The sequence below is a fragment of the Streptomyces sp. NPDC058221 genome (assembly GCF_042882365.1).
Taxonomy (GTDB): Bacteria; Actinomycetota; Actinomycetes; order Streptomycetales; family Streptomycetaceae; genus Streptomyces.
Genome location: NZ_JBHVWF010000010.1, coordinates 47,120 through 65,672, shown reverse-complemented (window position 1 = coordinate 65,672; position 18,553 = coordinate 47,120). Strand labels below are relative to the sequence as shown.

Here is an 18,553-nt window from a genome sequence, read left to right as displayed (position 1 = left end):
AGGGCCGGGTGTGGGCTGCCGGTGCACCGATGGGGGCGATCAGGTACGCCGGCAGGAGGGAGAGCGCACTAACTGCCGGAAAACTCACGCTCATTGCCTGGAAATTTGAGTGATCTGGTCAATTTTTTGCGGCGTCGAGGTGACAGGTTTCTAGCAGGTCACCCTTTTGTCAACGGTCTTCACATCGGCACCGACCGGCGCACTCAGACAAAGTCATGCACCATCACGCTGTCGATGGGTTACACATCCGACCTCAGGGCGACGGATCACCCACACTCCGGACATGCCGACCCACCTTGACGGCATTGACGCACATTCAATGATTGCCAATGATTGAAGAGTTGGGATTTCAAGCATCTATTGACGTACGTCAATTCATGCACTGCACTGACAGCTCCTACCTTTGTCATGCTCACATCGAGTCACAGGAGTACCGGCGTCCTATGAAGAGAACCCAACGGTCCCGCAGGTGGAAGGCTGCTCTCACAGCCGTGGCCGCCACTGTGGTGCTGACAGGAACCGTCACTGCACCGCCGGCCGAGGCATCCCCGACGGCAACCAGCCCGAACGGCAACGCCCTCGCCCTCACACCGCCGATGGGATTCAACAACTGGGCGCGTTACGGCTGTGGCACCAACGTGCCGAACAGCGGTGACCAGGGCCCGTCCCAGCAGCTCATCCTCGACCAGGCCCAGGCACTGGTGGACACCGGTCTTGCCGCGAAGGGCTACGACACCGTCACCGTCGACGACTGCTGGACCACCACTGCACGCGACAGCGACGGCAGTCTCGTCGTCGACACCGCCAAGTTCCCGGGCGGCATGGCCTACCTCGGCACCAGACTGCACAAGATGGGGCTCAAGTTCGGAATCTACGGCGACATCGGCACATCGACGTGCGGTGGCTTCCCCGGCAGCTGGGGCCACTTCCAGCAGGACGCGAACCTCTTCGCCTCCTGGGGAGTGGACTACGTCAAGCTCGACGGTTGCAACATGCCGTCCTCCGCGAACAGCGCCACCGGCTACATCAACGCATACAACGACTTCGCGGCTGCGATGAAGGCCAATACGTCGAAGCGCGACATGGTGTTCTCCGAGTCCTCCCCCGCCTACTTCTACATCGGCGCCACCGATCTGTCCGACTGGTACGACGTGATCGACGCGGCCTCCCGGAGCGGGCAGCTCTGGCGCGAGGGCTACGACGTCAAGATGCACAATGCGGAAGGGTCCGCGTGGGACAAGGCCACCAACGGCGCCGGGATCATGGCGCAGTACGCGTACAACTCTCTGCTGTCGCGCTATGCGGCCCCCGGCAGCTGGAACGACCCCGACTTCCTCATCCCCGGTGACGCGCTCACCGAGGAGGAGTCCAGGACCCAGTTCGCACTCTGGTCGATGATGGCCTCACCGCTGATCCTCAGCACGGACGTCGCCTCGCTCAGTGCCAACTCCCTGGCCACCATCGGCAACACGGATGTCATCGCCATCGACCAGGACCCGCTCGGCCGGCAGGCCGGGGTCGTCTCGCGCAACGGCACCACTGACGTACTGGCCCGCCCCCTGGCCAACGGCGACCGCGCCGTGTCCCTCCTGAACCGCGGCTCCACGCCTGTCCGGGCGAGCACGACGCTGACCGATGTCGGATTCCTGGGCGGCCACGCATGTTCCGCCTCGGTCAAGGACCTCTGGACCGGAGCCGCCTCCACCACGGCCACCATCAGCGCCACAGTCCCCCCGCACGGCACCGCCATCTTCCGCGTCTCCCCCGGCGCGGGCTGCACCGGTCAGCAGCCGACCGGGCAGATCACCGGAATCGGCGGCACATGCGTCGACGACAGCGGCGCGGGCACGGCGAGGGGCAACCCGGTCGTCCTGTACACCTGCAACGCCGCGGCCAACCAACGCTGGACCCTGCCGGAGGACGGCACCGTCCGCGCCCTGGGCAAGTGCCTCGACGCGGTAAGCCGCAGCAACGACACCTACACCGGCTACTGGGCCGCGCTCAACCCCTGTGACGGCAGCGCCACTCAGAAGTGGATGTACCAGCGCAACGGCTTTCTGGAGAACTCCGGAGTGCCCGGGCACTGCCTGGATGCGTACGCCTCCCGGACCACGGACAGCAATCCCCTGCTCGTCGCTACCTGCGCCAACTCCCGCCCCAATCAGCAGAACCAGGTCTGGGCGTTGGCCGAGTAACGCAGGGGCCCGATGCGTCCGCGGCCGTTCGGACCTCGGCCGCGCACGCAGTTCCCCGTCGGCACGGTGTGGCCGTGGCCCGTGCCGATGGGGCAAGGGATCGACGATGGCTCCGTTCCACCCGGCGGTGCGATCACCAACGTTGCGGGAGTCCGGGCCGTCCACGAGAATGCCGCGTATGACGGGTGAACTCAGGCCGAATGACGACTCTTCCGGTCCCGGCGAAAGGCCCGACATGCGGGCGTCCGACCGGGAGCGGGACCAGGTCGTGGAGATCTTGCAGGTTGCCGCAGGAGACGGGCGACTGACCGCCGCCGAGCTGGACGAGCGTCTGGACGCGGCGTTGTCCGCCCGCACCGCTGGAGACCTGGCCGGGCTGACCGCCGACCTGCCCTCGGAGGGCATGCCCCCACAAGCCAAGGATCTGGTCCGGATCGACCAGCGTTTCGGCGATGTCTCACGCACCGGCCGCTGGCTGGTCCCGCGCCGCATGGAGATCCGCCTGATGTTCTGCGACGCGAAGCTCGACTTCACCGACGCGTTGATCACCCACAGCACCCTTCGGCTCGATGTCGATCTGCGCATCGGGGGAAACCTGATCCTGGTGACCCGGCCCGGGATCGTGGTCGACACCGACGGTCTGGAGCGCAGCAGTGGCGACGTCAAGGTGCGGCCGGCATCCGACACCGACGCCCCCACTGTCCTGCGCGTACTCCTGGCCGGGCAGTCCCGTGGAGGCGACATCATCGCCCGGCCTCCGCGGCGGAAGCTCTCGGAGCGGCTGCGTCGGACACCGAAGCAGCTCGGCAGTTGAGCACCGACAGGCGGCGCGCAGGCCGATGCGATCGGTGGCCGTTCGGCTTCCGTGACGCCGCGGCACGGAGAAGTCGGCGGTAGGTGCCGCAGCCGTGCGAGGCCGGCGAACCCCGATCCCATTCGGGAAAGGATCGTCAATTACACGTTGACGACGCCTGGCCGTCAACTTAAAATTGACGCATGAGTCCACTCGACATCAGCCTCGCTGACCTGATCGCCCGTCTCGACGAGGAACTCACCGGCGCCGACGAACTCGCCCGCATCAGCGAGGCACGACTGCGCGCCCAGACCCTGTCCGACCTCGGTGACCAGCTCATCGACCACTACGTCAGTCAGGCCAAGCAGACCGGCGCGTCGTGGACCGAGATCGGCGATGCCATCGGGGTGTCCAAGCAGGCCGCCCAGCAACGCCACGCACCCGGCCCCTTCGAGCGGTACACCAACTTGAACCGCCACATCATCGTGCTGGCACAGGAGGCCGCCCGAACGCACAAGCACGGCTTCATCGGCACCGAACACATCCTGCTCGGCCTGCTCGGCGAACCGCAGGGCCTCGCGTACGAGGTACTGACCGCGAAAGCCGGTTCGGAGCAACGCATCCGCGACGCCGTCGAGGAAGCGATGCCGCCCGCCGGCGAGAAGGCGCTGCGGGGGCACATCGCGTTCCGGCCGGAGAGCAAAGAGGCTATCGAGCAGGCGCGTCGTGCGTCGAATGACCTCGGCCACGACTGGGTCGGCACGGAACACACACTCCTGGGCCTGATCCGTGCCGAGGAGAGCCCCGCCGCCCAGATCCTGCGCACTCTCGGCTTCACCCCGGACGAACTGCGCGAGACGGTCAGGACCGAGATCACCAAACGGTCGACCGCGCCCGGGAAGCCGTAGCAGAGCGGTCAGCAGCGTCCGAAAGTGTCAGTCACCGGGGCACGGCAACCCTCTTCTCGAACCAGTGGTCGGCGTACAGCTCGTCGTTGAAGGCGGGGACCTCCTCGAAGCCGGCGGAGTGATAGAGGCTGATCGCGGCGGTGAGCGTTCTGTTGGTGTCCAGACGCAGCACGTCGCGGCCGTGTTCGCGGGCCCGCGCCTCCAGCTCGGTCAGGAACCGGCGGCCCAGGCCGAGCCCCCGGGCCCGGGGCGCGACCCACATACGTTTGATCTCGGCCGGAGCGCCGGGCGGAAGCTTCAGCCCCGCACAGCCGATGGGCTCGCCGTGGAGCCGGGCGACCAGGAAAAGCCCGTGGGGCAGGCGTAGTTCCCCCGCGTCGGGCAGCAGGCTCCGTGCCGGGTCGAAGCCGGTGTCGAAGCGTTCCGCCAGTTCGCCGGCATAGGACCGCAGACAGTGCCGGGCATCAGGGTGGTCCGGGTCAACGGCGTCCAGCATGACGGTCGCGGCGGTCAGCAGACGGTCGACCTCCGCCATGGCGGCCACGATCCGGACACGCTGGGCGGAGTTGAGCGGGGCCAGCAGGGAGCCGGCCAGTTCGTCACTGCGTCCGTCGAGCACCGCGCGCTCCGCGCGGCCCGCCGCGGTGAGCCGGACCTGGCGTACGCGTCTGTCCTCGGGGTGTGGTTCCACTGTCACCAGGCCGTCGGTCTCCAGCGAGCGCAGCAGCCGGCTGATGTATCCCGAGTCGAGGCCCAGTCGCTCGCGAAGCCGCCGTACGTCCTGCCCCTGCTCACCGGTCTCCCACAGGAGCCGGGCCTCGCCGATGGGCCGGTCGCGGGCCAGGTAGCGGTCCTGGAGCACGCCCACGCACGCGGTGACGGTGCGGTTGAACCGCCGCACCTGGTCGATCTGCCCTGCGTTCATTCTCTGACCATAGTCAGAGAATGAACGCAGGGCCAGAGTGCGCCCGGCTGCTCATGGTGCCGCGGCGACGCCACTCCCGTAGGCGACTCGATTGAAACCGTTCAATCGCGTAACTCCTGTGCAGTGAAGTGCACTTCGAGGGCACTGCGCAAATGCAACACCCGAGCAAGAATCTCCCTGCACACTCATTGACCCCCACCTCGCCCGACCATACGTTCAGCTACGTTCATTCTATGAATCGATTCATCACCTTCTATGTGAGGGGCCGTAGTGATCAGCAGGAGGAACATCCTGACGAGCGCGGCTGCCACGGTGGGCGCCGTGGCAGCCGGAGTCGCACCAGCCGTGGCCGCACCGGCTTCGGCACCCTCCCGGGGGTACACGCGGCGCGGCGGGCCACGCGTCGCCGCGCCGACCGTCGAGTACGTCCAGCACCCCCTGGGCCTCGACGCGCAACACCCCCGGCTGAGCTGGCCGATCACCTCGGACGAGCCGGATGTACAGCAGAGCGCCTACCGGATCCGGGTCGCCTCCAGCGAATCCCGTCTGTCGGACCCGGACGTCTGGGACAGCGGGAAGGTCACGGCCGGCGAGTCCGTCCTCGTCCCCTACGCGGGCCCCCGGCTCAAGCCGCGGACACGCTACTTCTGGTCCGTGCGGGTGTGGGACACGAACGGCGGCGAGTCCGGCTGGAGCGCTCCTTCGTGGTGGGAGACCGGCCTCATGGACCCCGCGCAGTGGTCAGCCACCTGGGTCTCCGCTCCCCCGGCCCTCACGGACGCGCCTTCGCTCGAGGACAGTGCCTGGATCTGGTTCCCCGAGGGCGAACCGGCCAGCAGCGCCCCGGCCGGGACCCGTTGGTTCCGCCGCACCATCGATGTCGCGGACGGGGTGACCGCCGCAACCCTCTCCATCAGCGCGGACAACGTGTACGCCGTCTCCGTGAACGGCGCCGAGGTCGCCCGCACCGACCTGGCGACCGACAACGAGGGCTGGCGCCACCCGGCGGTCGTCGACGTTCTGGAGCACCTGACTCCCGGCAGGAACATCCTCGCCGTGTCGGCGGACAACGCGAGCGAAGGAGCTGCCGGCCTGATCGCCGCGCTCACCCTGCGCGCCCCGTCCGGCGATCAGAACGTCGTCACCGACGCCTCCTGGAAGTCGGCGGACACGGAACCCTCAGGCGACTGGCGCGGACCCGGCTTCGACGACAGCGGCTGGCCGGCCGCGAAGGAGGCGGCCGCCTGGGGAGCCGCCCCCTGGGGCAAGGTCGTGCCGGGGGTATTCGCAGCCAGCCAGCTGCGGCGCGAGTTCCGACTCCCGCGCAAGAAGGTCGCACGGGCGCGCCTGTACGCCACCGCCCTGGGCCTGTACGAGGCCCACCTCAACGGCCGCCGTGTGGGCCGCGATCAGCTGGCTCCCGGCTGGACGGACTACCGCGAACGCGTCCAGTACCAGACGTACGACGTCACCACGCTGCTGAAGCCCGGCGCGAATGCCATCGGCGCGTACCTGGCACCGGGCTGGTACGCGGGCAACGTCGGTATGTTCGGGCCTCATCAGTACGGCGAACGTCCGGCGCTTCTTGCCCAGTTGGAGGTCGAGTACACGGACGGTACGAGCCTGCGCATCACCTCGGACACGGACTGGCGGGCCGCCTCCGGGCCGATCGTCTCCGCCGATCTGCTCAGCGGCGAATCGTACGACGCGCGCAAGGAGACAGCCGGCTGGACCTCAGCAGGCTTCGACGACCGGACCTGGTCCGAGATCCGCGCCGCCGACGATGCCGCTCCCGGACTGATCGTCGCCCAGGTGGACGGTCCGGTCAGGGTGGCCAAGGAGCTGCCCACCAGAAAGGTGACCGAGCCCATGCCGGGCGTCTTCGTCTTCGATCTTGGCCAGAACATGGTCGGCTCGGTGCGGTTGCACGTCTCGGGCGAGGCGGGCACGACCGTGCGTCTGCGCCATGCCGAGGTCCTCAATCCGGACGGCACCATCTACACGGCGAATCTGCGCACCGCCGCTGCCACCGACACCTATGTCCTCAAGGGTGGCGGTGGCGAGACGTACGAACCTCGCTTCACCTTCCACGGTTTCCGCTACGTCGAGGTGACCGGCCTCCCCTCCGCTCCCCCGGCCAGTGCGCTGACCGGTCGTGTCATGCACACCTCGGCCCCGTTCACCTTCGAGTTCGAGACCGACGTCCCGATGCTCAACAAGCTCCACAGCAACATCACATGGGGTCAGCGCGGCAACTTCCTCTCGGTCCCGACGGACACGCCCGCGCGGGACGAGCGGCTGGGATGGACCGGCGACATCAACGTCTTCGCACCGACTGCCGCGTACACGATGGAGTCGGCCCGCTTCCTCACCAAGTGGCTCGTGGACCTGCGGGACGCCCAGACCGCCGAGGGCGCCTTCACGGACGTGGCACCCATCGTCGGCAACGTGGGCAACGGCGCCGCAGGCTGGGGAGACGCGGGCGTCACGGTCCCCTGGTCGCTGTACCAGGCGTACGGGGACCAGCAGGTCCTCAAGGACGCCTGGCCGTCCATCCGGGCCTGGCTGAAGTTCCTGGAGAAGAACAGCGACGGCCTGCTGCGGCCGGACGGCGGATACGGGGACTGGCTGAACGTCTCCGACGAGACACCGAAGGACGTCATCGCCACCGCGTACTTCGCGCACAGTGCCGATCTCGCGGCCCGGACGGCCACGGAACTGGGCGAGGACCCTGCCCCCTACCGTGACCTGTTCATCCGCATAACCGAGGCGTTCAGGACCGCGTACGTCAGCGCCGAGGGACGGGTGAAGGGCGACACGCAGACGGCGTATGTCCTGTCCCTGTCGATGGACCTGCTGCCGGAGACGTTGCGAGAGGCGGCGGCCGACCGGCTTGTCGCTCTCATCGAGGCGAAGGACTGGCATCTGTCGACGGGCTTCCTCGGGACACCCCGGCTGCTGCCCGTGCTCACCGCGACCGGCCACACCGATATCGCCTACCGCCTGCTCCAGCAGCACTCCTTCCCCAGCTGGGGCTACCAGATCGACAAGGGCTCCACCACCATGTGGGAGCGCTGGGACTCCATCCGGCCGGACGGCAGCTTCCAGGATGCCGGGATGAACTCGTTCAACCACTACGCCTACGGGTCGGTCGGTGAGTGGATGTACACGAACATCGCCGGCATCTCGGCGGGCCGGCCCGGGTTCCGCGAGATCGTCATCCGTCCGCGTCCGGGCGGCGACGTCACCTCGGCCCGTGCCACGTTCGCCTCGGTCTACGGCCCCGTCACCACCCAGTGGAAGCTGCGGTCCGGCGGAATCGATCTGAAGTGCACCGTGCCCCCGAACACGACCGCCGAGGTGTGGGTCCCCGCGAAGACCCCGGACACGGTCACTCACACGCATGCCACGTTCCTGCGCGAGGAGGAGGGCTGCGCGGTGTTCCGGGCCGGTTCCGGAAGCCACCGCTTCACCGCGTAGGACACCCCCTCACCTCTGCCTCACCGTAAGGTAGTTGCCCCGTACACCGCACGTACACCGCACAGAGGGAGTCAGACGTATGCCGATCCCACTCGGTCTTGGCCTTCCGCAGATGAAGCAGTACGACCTCGGCCGCGACGTGGTCGAGGTGGCACGGGCTGCGGAAGCAGTCGGGTACGAGAGTCTGTGGGTGTTCGAGCGGGTGCTCTTTCCAGAGCCCGCCACCCAGGGCCTGTACGGGATCCCGGGGCTGGCCTGGCCCGATCAGTACCGCAGCGTCGCCGATCCGCTGGTCACGCTGACACTGGCCGCGGCGGCCACCGACCGTGCCCGGCTCGGGACCAGTGTGCTGGTCGCGCCGCTGCATGTCCCCTTCCAGCTGGCCCGTTCGCTCGCCTCGCTGGACGCGGCCAGCGGTGGCCGGGTCATCGCGGGGCTGGGAACGGGCTGGTCCCTGGACGAGTACGCGGCTGCCTCCGTCGCCCCCTTCGAGAAGCGCGGCGCGGTTCTCGACGAGCTCCTCGACGTGTGTGCGGCCGTCTGGGGGCCGGACCCCGTCTCGTACAAGGGCGATCTGACCACGATCGCCCCGTCCGAGGTGGGGCCGAAGCCGGCCCGTCCCATCCCGGTCTACCTGCCGGCCAACAGTCCACGGGCCACCCGCCGTCTGGTCGACCGGGCCGACGGCTGGATGCCCGTCGCCATGGGCGCGTCGCAGCTGTCCGAGCAGTGGCAGCGGGTGCAGGACGCCGCCGCCGAGCGCGGGCGAGAGCGGCCGGTCGGAGTCTGTGCCCGCGCCAACGCGCGGTACAGCGCCGAACCGGTGAAGGGTCAGGACCGGCAGCCGTTCCACGGCAGCGCCGCGCAGATCGTCGAGGACCTGGTGGCCCACGCGGCCACGGGCGTCCCCGAGTTCATGCTGGATCTCCAGGGCACCACCCGTGACGCCACGGAGCTCATCGATGTGGCGGCCGAGGTATACGAGGCGGCGCGAGCTGCCGGCGTCTGAGCCGGGCTGTCCCCGGGGCGGGCCGTCCCGGGGACAGCCCCGCAGTGCGGCAGGTGCGCGGCACCGGACTATGCGGAGCCGTGCCGGTCCGCGGTCACACCAGTAGGTTTCCGGGTGTCACCTTCGTGACACCTGCCTACGGAGGACTGTGACCCATGGACGACCCCACATCGCTGACCGAACGGTTCGAGCACGACAGAGGCCACCTGAAGGCTGTGGCCTACCGGATGCTGGGTTCGGCGAGTGAGGCCGATGACGCCCTTCAGGAATCCTGGCTGCGGGCTTCGAGGGCCGACATCAGCGAGGTGGAGAACCTCACCGGGTGGCTGACCACCGTGGTGGGCCGGGTCTGTCTCAACATGCTCCGCGCGCGTCACACCCGGCGTGAGGACCCGCTCGACACGTACGACCGGGCCGGCGGCGCCGAGGAGGGCGAAGATCCCGAGCAGGAGGAGTTGCTCGCCGACTCGGTGGGGCTGGCGCTGCTGGTGGTCCTCGACACCCTCTCGCCGGCTGAGCGTCTCTCCTTCGTACTGCACGACATGTTCGCTGTGCCGTTCGACGAGATCGGCCCACTGCTCGACCGTTCGCCGGCCGCGGCGCGGCAACTCGCCAGCCGGGCCCGCCGCCGGGTCCAGGGGCGCACAGCGTTGCCCGATGCTGACCTGGCACGACGTCGGCAGATCGTCGAGGCCTTCCTGGCCGCGTCCCGCGCCGGGGACTTCGACGCCCTGGTGACGCTGCTCCATCCGGATGTGGTGCTGCACGCCGACCGTTCGGTGGTGCCCACCCCCGAACCCGTCGTGGTCCGTGGTGACGTCACCGTGGCGAAGGGTGCGATGGCCGCCACCGGACGGGCGCGGTTCACCGGGGTGGCGCTGGTCGGCGGTGCTGTCGCGCTCGTGATGGCCCCCCTGGGCCGTCTGCGGCTGGTCCTCGGTTTCGCGATCGTCGACGGACTGATCACCGGGATCGACGTGGTGGCGGACCCGGACCGGCTCCGCGGGCTCGAAGTCGCTGTCCTCGAAAGCTGATGCCGGCGCCCGTGAGACCCCTGGCGAGTGCATCGTCCACTGCGGGCACGTCGTTGTCGTACCCCTGTGGCAGGGTTTTACGAGGGCGCCGGACCGGGTGCCTCATCCCACCCGCGACGCAGCCCCACGGCCGCCCAAGGAGCCCTCGCCATGTCCGGTACAGACGAAGCCCGTACGTCCCTGGCCGCTCTGGCGGCGTTGCTCGCGCCCGCCCACGAGGCCGTCGCCGCGCGGGTGTTGCACGCCCACGACGACCCCGCGGGGTATGTGCGCGACCATGCCGCGCAGTTGGCGGAGCGCGGCATCGCAGGACCCCGGCCCGATCTCGCCTGGACAGCGCTCGTCGATGCTCTCGCCGACCACCGGCTGCTGGCCGAGCTGGACTGGAAGGAGGATGCCGAGGAGATACGGGCCCAGCTTCGAGCGCTTGCGTCGCGACCGTCCGTGGATCCCTGGGTCCTGGTCGACGCGCAGGACATGCTCCTGCCGACCCATGAGTTCCTGCAGGCGTGCGGCAGGCACTATCGCGACGTCGGCGCGGCGCTTGCCGTCCTCGACATCGACTCGGACTGCTACCCGGTGGTGTCCCTGCGCGCCGCACGCGTGGAGGAACTGACCGCGCTCGCGGCCAGGGCGGGGTTCACTGCACGAGGTCTCGGCGCTTGATCCGAGGTCCGGCAGATTGCTGGAGAAGGAGGGCTCGACGGCGCCGGGAATGGTGTCACGGCACCCTGTCGGCGGCTTTCGAGGGGTCGTTCACCCCGGGCGCGGGGCGGGTTCCCACTGCCCCGCCGCGGCCCCCTGAAACACCCGCGGCGCGACACCAGGCACCCGCCCTGACCTGGTTTTTCGTGCCGGCCAAGCCTATCCTCGCCGATATCAGGAAGGGGGCCGGATGGACCGGAACATTCGAGGTGTGGACGACGTTCTGAGGCTGCTCGACGGCTTGTTCGCGCCGGAGGCCGACCGCTGGACGTCGGGTGGCGCGTCGTGGTGGGACGGCTTCTACGCCGACCGTTCGAAGCCGGTTCCGTTCTTCGTGCCGAAGCCCGACGAGAACCTGGACTCGCTGCTCGACCGGGGGCTGATCGGGCCTGGCCGGGCACTCGATCTGGGCTGCGGTCCCGGTCGCAACGCCATCCATCTGGCGTCCAGAGGATTCGAGGTGGACGCCGTAGACCTGTCACCGGCCGCGATCGACTGGGCCGAGAGCCGGGCGGCAGAGGCGGGTGTCACGGTCCGCTTCCGCTGCGGGGACGCCTTCGATCTGCTCTCCGCACATGACCGCCGGTACGACCTGATCTACGATTCCGGCTGCTTCCACCATCTCCCGCCGCACCGACGCATCAGCTACCGTGCTCTGCTGGAGCGCGTGCTGGCGCCGGGCGGGTATCTCGCCCTCACCTGCTTCGCAGCCGGTGCCATGGGCTCGGAGCTGAGCGACGCTGACTTCTACACCCGGTCCGGCCTGCAGGGCGGGCTCGCCTACACGCCGGAGTCGTTGCGCTGGATCTTCTCCGACCTCACCGAGATCGAGCTGCGCCGCATGCGGGACGAAGCGCCCGATTCGCCGCTCTTCGGTGAACCCTTCCTTTGGACCGCGCTCTTCCGGCGGAAGGCCACCGAGCCCTCGACTGTGTCCGTCACGCCATGACCCCGGCTCGTTCGGGCGGCCTGGCGGACCGGCCCGGCTCACGTTCGAGGGTGACTCAGGGCGCTGCCGGGTGAGGATGTGCGGTTCGGATGCGTCACGTGATGTGGCGCTCTGCGGTGGGCGCAGAGCGCCGGCCGTCAGTCCTGGAGTGCGGCGAGTTCGCGGACCGTCGCCATGTCGCTGAACAGGATCAGCTGTTCGCCGACGATCTGGTACGGCTCGCTGCCCTTGCCCGCCACCAGCACGATGTCATCCGGTCCGGCGGCTTCCAGGGCGGAGGCGATGGCCGAGCGCCTGTCCGCGTGGCGTTCGAACCTGGTTCCGGTGCCTTCCAGACCCGGGGCGATCTGGTCCATGATCGCTTCGGGGTCCTCGTTCCTGGGGTTGTCCGACGTCAGTACGCACAGGTCGGAGTGGTTTCCGGCGATCTCACCCATTTGGGCACGCTTGGTGACGTCCCGGTCTCCCCCGCAGCCGAAGACGGTGATGACCCGGCCCTGTGAGAAGTCCCGGACGGCGCTGAGGACCTTGTCCAGGGAATCCGGGGAGTGGGCGTAGTCCACGATCACCGCGGTACCGCGGGGCGTCTCGAAGCGTTCGAGCCGGCCGGGGACCGGAGGCATCCGGTCGAGTGCGGCAACAAGTCCGGCGAGGTCGTGGCCCAGGAGGTGACAGGCCGCGACGGAGGCCAGCGCGTTGGACACGGAGAACCGCCCCGGCACCGGAATGGCCGCGGGGTACTTGCTGCCCTCGTGGTGGAGGGTGAAGCGGGTACCGAAGGCGTTCATGCTCAGGTCCGTGGCCCGGTAGTCGGCCTCGGCGTCGATGCCGTAGGTGGTGACCATGCCCGGCATGGCCGGGGCGATGGCGGCTCCCACGGGGTCGTCCGCGTTGACCACGGCGCTCCGGCACAGCCCCTGGAAGAGGCGGAGCTTGGCGTCGCGGTAGTTCTCCATGGTGCCGTGGTCGTCCAGGTGGTCCTGGGTGAGGTTGGTGAAGATGCCCACGTCGAGGAAGGCGCGGTCCACCCGGTGGTGCAGCAGTCCCATCGAGGTCGCTTCCAGGACGACTGTGCCGACCTCGTGGTCCCGCATGTGCCCGAGGAGGTACTGGAAGTCCGGTGACTCCGGTGTCGTCAGGACGGAGCGTGGCATCGGGATGAGTTCGTCACCGATGCGGCTGCCGGCGGTACCGATCACTCCGACGCGCGCGCCCTCGGCGATCCTGAGTACCGATTCGACCATGTACGAGACCGAGGTCTTCCCGTTGGTGCCGGTGACGGCCACCATGTCCATGCTCCGGCCGGGTTCCCCGTGATATCGGGAGGTGACGACCGCGGCTGCCGTGCGGGTGTCCGCCACCCGCACCACGCACGCGCCGGCGGGCGATGCCCGCACCGCCGCCAGGACGTCCGGTGCATCCCTGTCCACCAGCACGGCCACGGCGCCCCGTGCCAGCGCCGGGCCGACGGCCCCGGGGCCGCCCTCGCGATGGCCGGGTACGGCGATGTACAGCGAACCCGGTGTCACGCGGTGGGCGTCGAAGCATGCTCCGGCGGTGATCGGGGTCTCCGGATCGCCGAGGAGGACCTCGTGATCGTGCCCGGCCAGCAACTCCCTCAGTTTCATGCAGGGTCCTCTCGAAGATGCGGCTCGTCCCCGTCGGCCGCCGTGGGGTTGCCGACGGCGCGCCGCGGGAGCTGCGCATGGTGGGGTGCCGCGGTGTGCGCAGCGAAGGCGGTGGAAGAACTCCGACGGTGGCGGAGTGGGGAGCACGGCCACAAGCGGAATGACGTCGCGGTGGGGCCGGCTGGGGTGGGTCCTGGTCAGCCGTGACCGTGCAGGGCGCGGCAGCGCGCCTGAGGGGCGGCGGGGCCCAGCAGTTGAGGCGCCTGTCGCAGGCACTCCCTCACTGCTTCTGTGTGACCCATAAGTGGAGTGTACGTCCCGGGGAGCTCACTGGGTCCCCCGTCGTCGTTCCTGCGGGGATCACGGTGGGGGCGCGGCAGATGCGCGACGGGTCCCTGCCCACGGTGGGGCGACCGGTGGCACGCGAAGGCCCGTCACGCGGAAGCGGTGTGCTCCTCCGCGCGACGGGCCCTCGGGACCGGTCGGGGGTGGTCAGGCCGTGTGGAGCGTCAGCCCGTAGCGGTTCAGAATCTCGTTGATCGGCTGGTGCCAGGTCTCGCCGCCCGAGCTGCAGTCGCCCCAGCCGCCGGAGGTGACGCCCTGCGCCTGATCGCCGCTGATGAACGAGCCGCCCGAGTCGCCCGGCTCCGCGCACACGCTGGTTTTGGTCATCTGGTAAACCGCGCCCTGGCTGTAGTTCACCGTGTCATTGGTGGCCAGTACGTTGCCGCAGTGCCAGTGCGAGGTGGAACCGGAGCGGCATATCGAGGCACCGACGGGGGCCTCGGCGGAGCCGCGTACGAGCTGGTCCGAGACTGTGCCCCAGCCGAGCACGACGGGGACGGTCCACCAGCCGTTGCCCACACTGACCCAGGCGTAGTCGTCGCCCGGGAAGGACGAGCCCTGGAAGTTGCCGATGGCGGAGCCGTCCCACCCGCTGACGGCCGCACCCGCCTGTCCGCAGTGTCCGGCGGTGACGAAGCCGCCATTGACGGAGAAGCCGATGGAGCACCGTACGTTCCCCGTGTAGTAGGGGTCCCCGCCCACGGTGCCCGCGGCGAAGGTCTGCGGTGCCTTGGCGGTGTGCTCGACGACGACCGGCCCGGCCTCGCGGGCCCGCTTGACGAACTTCTGGACATCGTTGTCAGACCCCGCGGAGGAGACGACGTTCACGACGACCGTGTTGGCCTCGGGGTCGACATGCCAGCTGCTGACCCCGGCGGGTGCGTCGAATGTGTCGATCCGCGCCTTGACTGCGTCGAGCTTGCGCGCGGTGTGGTTGACCAGCCGGACGGCTGCACCGGTCGCCTGGACAGCCGCTTCCTGCTTCCGGCTGGTGACAGCAACGGTGAGGTCGCCGGTTGCCGGGTCGAACCAGGAGCCGCCGTACGCCGCTCCTGCGGCGTGCTTCGCCTTTCCCTGTATCGCGGTCGCCGTCTTCTCCGCGGACAGCCTCGCCCTGGCCTGACTCTCCGTCAGGCCGAAGTCCTTCTGCATGGCGGACAGCAGTCCGGCGGACGCCGGGGGCGTGTCGGAGACGGCGCGGGATCCGGTGGCGGGGGTGTCTGCGGCGGAGGCGGAGGGGAATCCGGCGCCCGCCCAGGCTCCGACGAGGAGCACGGCGGACAGAGCGGTCCGTAGAGCTGTAGTGCGTCTCAAGGCATTGGCCCTTCTGTTGTTCCGGCGAAGTGGGGGAGGAACAGCAGGCGTCCGGGAGGGGTCTCATCTGAGAGCGCTCTCAGAGTGTGCCGTTCCGGACTGTAGCCCAGAGTTGTTTGCAGGTCCATGCCAATGCACGACCGGCCCGGGCTCTCCCGATTGCGTAGCCGTACCCATCCCGTGGATCCGAACTCGCCCTACGGTCACCTGGGTTGAACAGCGGGGCGGCGCGGGAGAGCACCGCTCGCCGGGGTCGGGCGAGGAGAGCGGACATGAATGCCGGCTGCGTCATGCTGCGGCCGCCTCGGGGCCCGCGGCTTCGGGGGTTGTCGGCGCCGTGAGCTCGGGGTGTGCTTCCTCAGGGTCGCAGAGGCTGGTACCGGAAGCTCCGCCACAGCGCGCGGACCGCCCCGCTGTCCGACCAGTGGCCGGGGGCAGGCGCCCTGGTGGTGTCCGTGGTCTCCCAGGTCCGGACCGGGCCGCCGGAGACGGCGAGCGGTTCCCACCCCGGTTCGCCGGTGGCCGCGAATCCGGCCCAGGCGGCGGTCATCCGGTCCGAGAGGTGATGGTCCGATGCTGTCGGCGCGCCGCCGATCAGGAAACGGACGCTCTCCTCCGCCAGGTTCCCGAAGGCGAACGGAACATCCGCGCAGTGCCAGGCGTACGCCACAGAATGCGGTTCGCCCCGTTGCCGGTCGAAGCGTGACAGGAAGGTGCGGCCCCCGGACCGCGCATGGGTTTCGGCGAGCCGGCTGCTGTACTCGCCGTACGCCAGGTCCCCGTACAGGGCGAGATGGACGTCTCCGACGGGGGCATCGGGCATGAGCGTTCGGTAGCCCTCGGGCAATGAGCCCGGGAGTTCGAAGTCTCCTGCGAAGCGGGCGAGTTGTTCCTCGGTGGTGACCTTCGCGGCGCTGCTGACGGCATCCAGCAGCCAGTACTCCTGAGTGGCGTGGCAGACGAGCAGGTCGATTTCCGCGGCCGCCCCGCCGGCCAGGGCGGCGAGCGGGTCGGCGCGCAGCTGCACTCCGTCGGCGACCGGGCCGTAGATGACCGGGTCCCAGTGAAGATGCCCGGACTCGGGGCTGTGCCGGTATCCGTCCACGACGGCGTCGGACGCCCGCACGAGGGCGTGCGGCGAGGCGGCTGCCAGTCCGGCGCGCGTGGCGGGGACAGCCGCCTCGGCGGCCACCTTCTCCATGAGGTGGCCGGCGAGTTCGGGTGAGTAGCAGGGGCCGACCGGGCTGTGTGTGATCGCGCGCCCGAACAGTCCACGCGCTCCGTCCATCGTCATCAGGCAGGCCGCCGAGGTGGCTCCGGCGGACTGCCCGGCCAGAGTGACGTTCCCCGGATCCCCGCCGAAGGCGGCGATGTTCTCGCGCACCCACTTCAGGGCGGCGATCTGGTCGAGCAGCCCGCGGTTGGGCGGACAGGGGCCGTCCTCACCGCCGGCCGGGACGTGTCCGAAGCCCTCGAATCCGAGCCGGTAATTGAAGGTGACCATGACCAGTCCGGCCAGGGCGAGAGCGGTGCCGTCGAAGTCGGGCTGGGCGCCCGACCCGAAGGTGTAGGCGCCGCCGTGGATCCAGACGAGCACGGGCAGCGGCCCGGCGGGGATGCCCCCGGCGGCGACCGGGGTCCAGACGTTGAGGCTCAGGACATCCTCGTCGCCGGGCGACCAGCTCGGTGCGCCCGGCAGCTCTGCCGACTGCGGCGCCACCGGACCGAAGCCGGCGCAGTCCCGGATGCCCGCCCAGGGTCTGCGTGGGCGCGGCGCCCTGAAGCGGTTCGATCCGAACGGCGGCTCGGCATACGGGATTCCGAGAACGGCGACGACACCCCGCTCCGGGGCGCGGCCCCGTACCCGCCCGCATGTCGTGTCGAAGACACTCGTCACCATATGCCTGCCGTCCTTCGCTCACTGCCCCGGCCGGGCGGCGGTGGTCAGGATGGCAGAGCACACGGCAACGGCGCGAGTGCATTGTTCACTGCCCCGGGACGGCCGGACGGTGCCGGTCATGCCTGGTCACGAGCCCACCTTGCGTTTGTTGTAGACGTCGAAGCCGACGGCGGCGAGCAGCACCAACCCCTTGATGACCTGCTGGTAGTCGGTGCCGATACCCACCAGCGACATGCCGTTGTTCAGGACGCCGAGCACGAGGCCGCCGATGACTGCGCCGAAGACCGTGCCGACACCGCCGCTCATGGAGGCTCCGCCGATGAACGCGGCTGCGATGGCCTCCAGTTCGAAGTTGGTGCCGGCCTGAGGAACGCCGGCCCCGAGGCGGGCCGCGTAGACGGCGCCGGCGAGCGCGGCGAGTACGCCCATGTTCACAAACACGAAGAACGTGACGCGCTGGTCCTTCACACCGGACAGTTTCGCCGCGGCGCGGTTGCCGCCGAGCGCGTACACATGACGGCCGATCACCGCGTTGCGCATCACGTATCCGAACCCGATCAGGAGCACGGCGAGCAGCAGGAGCACGACGGGGACGCCGCGGTAGCTGGCCAGGGTCATGGTGAACGCGAGTACGGCCGCGGCCATCGCGGCGCACTTGACGAGGAAGAGGTTCCGGGGCAGGACGTCCAGTTCGTAGCGCTGCTGCCGGCGTCGGTCACGGACCTCCTGGAGCAGGGCGAACGCCAGCAGTGCGAGCCCCAGAAGCAGGGTCAGGTTGTGGTAGTTGGTGCTCGGTCCGATCTCCGGGAGGTATCCGGTGGAGATCTTCTGGAAGCCGTCGGGGATCGGGCCGAGGGAGCGGCTGCCCAGAAGGATGTCCGTGCCACCGCGGAACAGGAGCATTCCGGCCAGCGTCACGATGAACGAGGGGATTCCGACGTACGCGATCCAGAAGCCCTGCCAGGCGCCCGCGACCGCTCCGAGAAGGAGGCCCAGCACGAGAGCGAGCACCCAGGGCACGTCGTGCTCAACCATCATGACGGCGCAGGCCGCGGAGACGAAGGCCGCCAGCGAACCGACCGAAAGGTCGATGTGCCCGGCGATGATCACGATCATCATGCCGATGGCGAGGACCAGGATGTAGCTGTTCTGGAGGACCAGGTTGGTCACGTTGTTCGGCTTGAGCAGTACGCCGTCGGTCCATATCCCGAAGAGGACGACGATCAGCCCGAGCGCCATGAGCATTCCGTACTGGCGCATGTTGCGGCGGACCGCGTTCAGGAGGAGGGCACCGGTCGCCGAGGGTTCGGCGGGGGCCGCCTTGCCGATGCGCGGCGGGGTGTCGGTGGGGGCCTGGGGCATTTCCTG

At 69.2% G+C, this 18,553-nt stretch carries 13 protein-coding genes; 8 read left to right on the top strand and 5 right to left on the bottom strand.

The annotated features are described in order from the left end of the window. Positions 1-491: 491 nt before the first annotated feature. The 3 genes from ACFVW8_RS05805 to ACFVW8_RS05795 all read left to right on the top strand — a co-directional run bounded on the left by ACFVW8_RS05805 (position 492) and on the right by ACFVW8_RS05795 (position 3,896). Positions 492-2,195 carry a ricin-type beta-trefoil lectin domain protein gene (locus ACFVW8_RS05805; protein ID WP_389686408.1) on the top strand — a complete coding sequence of 568 codons (1,704 nt, stop codon included), beginning with the start codon at positions 492-494 and terminating at the stop codon, positions 2,193-2,195. A gap of 169 nt (positions 2,196-2,364) precedes the next feature. Next, entirely contained in the window at positions 2,365-3,009 is a 645-nt protein-coding gene (locus ACFVW8_RS05800; RefSeq protein ID WP_389686406.1) for a DUF1707 domain-containing protein, read from the top strand. Positions 3,010-3,191: 182 nt separating this feature from the next. Beyond that, complete coding sequence (locus tag ACFVW8_RS05795; protein ID WP_389686404.1) at positions 3,192-3,896, top strand: Clp protease N-terminal domain-containing protein; 705 nt, start codon at positions 3,192-3,194, stop codon at positions 3,894-3,896. Between the two features lie 31 nt (positions 3,897-3,927). On the opposite strand, the gene ACFVW8_RS05790 is transcribed toward ACFVW8_RS05795, so the two are convergent. Then, positions 3,928-4,821 (bottom strand): GNAT family N-acetyltransferase, encoded by an 894-nt coding sequence (locus ACFVW8_RS05790; RefSeq protein WP_389686402.1) that lies wholly within the window; start codon positions 4,819-4,821, stop codon positions 3,928-3,930. Positions 4,822-5,091: 270 nt separating this feature from the next. Here ACFVW8_RS05790 and ACFVW8_RS05785 point away from each other — a divergent pair, with 270 nt between their 5' ends. The 5 genes from ACFVW8_RS05785 to ACFVW8_RS05765 all read left to right on the top strand — a co-directional run bounded on the left by ACFVW8_RS05785 (position 5,092) and on the right by ACFVW8_RS05765 (position 11,998). Then, positions 5,092-8,301 carry an alpha-L-rhamnosidase gene (locus tag ACFVW8_RS05785; protein ID WP_389686400.1) on the top strand — a complete coding sequence of 1,070 codons (3,210 nt, stop codon included), beginning with the start codon at positions 5,092-5,094 and terminating at the stop codon, positions 8,299-8,301. Between the two features lie 79 nt (positions 8,302-8,380). Continuing rightward, on the top strand, positions 8,381-9,310 hold the full coding sequence (locus tag ACFVW8_RS05780) for an LLM class F420-dependent oxidoreductase (RefSeq protein WP_389686398.1): 930 nt from the start codon (positions 8,381-8,383) through the stop codon (positions 9,308-9,310). A gap of 155 nt (positions 9,311-9,465) precedes the next feature. Next, entirely contained in the window at positions 9,466-10,344 is an 879-nt protein-coding gene (locus tag ACFVW8_RS05775; RefSeq protein ID WP_389686397.1) for a sigma-70 family RNA polymerase sigma factor, read from the top strand. 150 nt (positions 10,345-10,494) lie between these two features. Continuing rightward, positions 10,495-11,010, top strand: coding sequence for a DUF6630 family protein (locus tag ACFVW8_RS05770; protein ID WP_389686395.1), 516 nt, complete (start codon positions 10,495-10,497; stop codon positions 11,008-11,010). Between the two features lie 229 nt (positions 11,011-11,239). Continuing rightward, positions 11,240-11,998, top strand: a complete 759-nt coding sequence (locus ACFVW8_RS05765; protein ID WP_389686393.1) for a class I SAM-dependent methyltransferase — start codon at positions 11,240-11,242, stop codon at positions 11,996-11,998. Between the two features lie 137 nt (positions 11,999-12,135). Here ACFVW8_RS05765 and ACFVW8_RS05760 read toward each other — a convergent pair whose 3' ends face one another. The 4 genes from ACFVW8_RS05760 to mmsB all read right to left on the bottom strand — a co-directional run bounded on the left by ACFVW8_RS05760 (position 12,136) and on the right by mmsB (position 18,547). Beyond that, entirely contained in the window at positions 12,136-13,626 is a 1,491-nt protein-coding gene (locus ACFVW8_RS05760) for a UDP-N-acetylmuramoyl-L-alanyl-D-glutamate--2,6-diaminopimelate ligase (RefSeq protein WP_389686391.1), read from the bottom strand. Positions 13,627-14,118: 492 nt separating this feature from the next. Beyond that, a complete protein-coding gene (locus ACFVW8_RS05755) occupies positions 14,119-15,285 on the bottom strand; it encodes a S1 family peptidase (protein WP_389686389.1) in 1,167 nt (388 codons plus the stop codon). A gap of 358 nt (positions 15,286-15,643) precedes the next feature. Continuing rightward, complete coding sequence (locus ACFVW8_RS05750) at positions 15,644-17,185, bottom strand: carboxylesterase/lipase family protein (protein ID WP_389686387.1); 1,542 nt, start codon at positions 17,183-17,185, stop codon at positions 15,644-15,646. 126 nt (positions 17,186-17,311) lie between these two features. After that, the gene (mmsB, locus tag ACFVW8_RS05745) at positions 17,312-18,547 is read right to left on the bottom strand and encodes a multiple monosaccharide ABC transporter permease (RefSeq protein ID WP_389686385.1); all 1,236 of its coding nucleotides are present in this window, start codon (positions 18,545-18,547) and stop codon (positions 17,312-17,314) included. Positions 18,548-18,553: the final 6 nt, after the last annotated feature.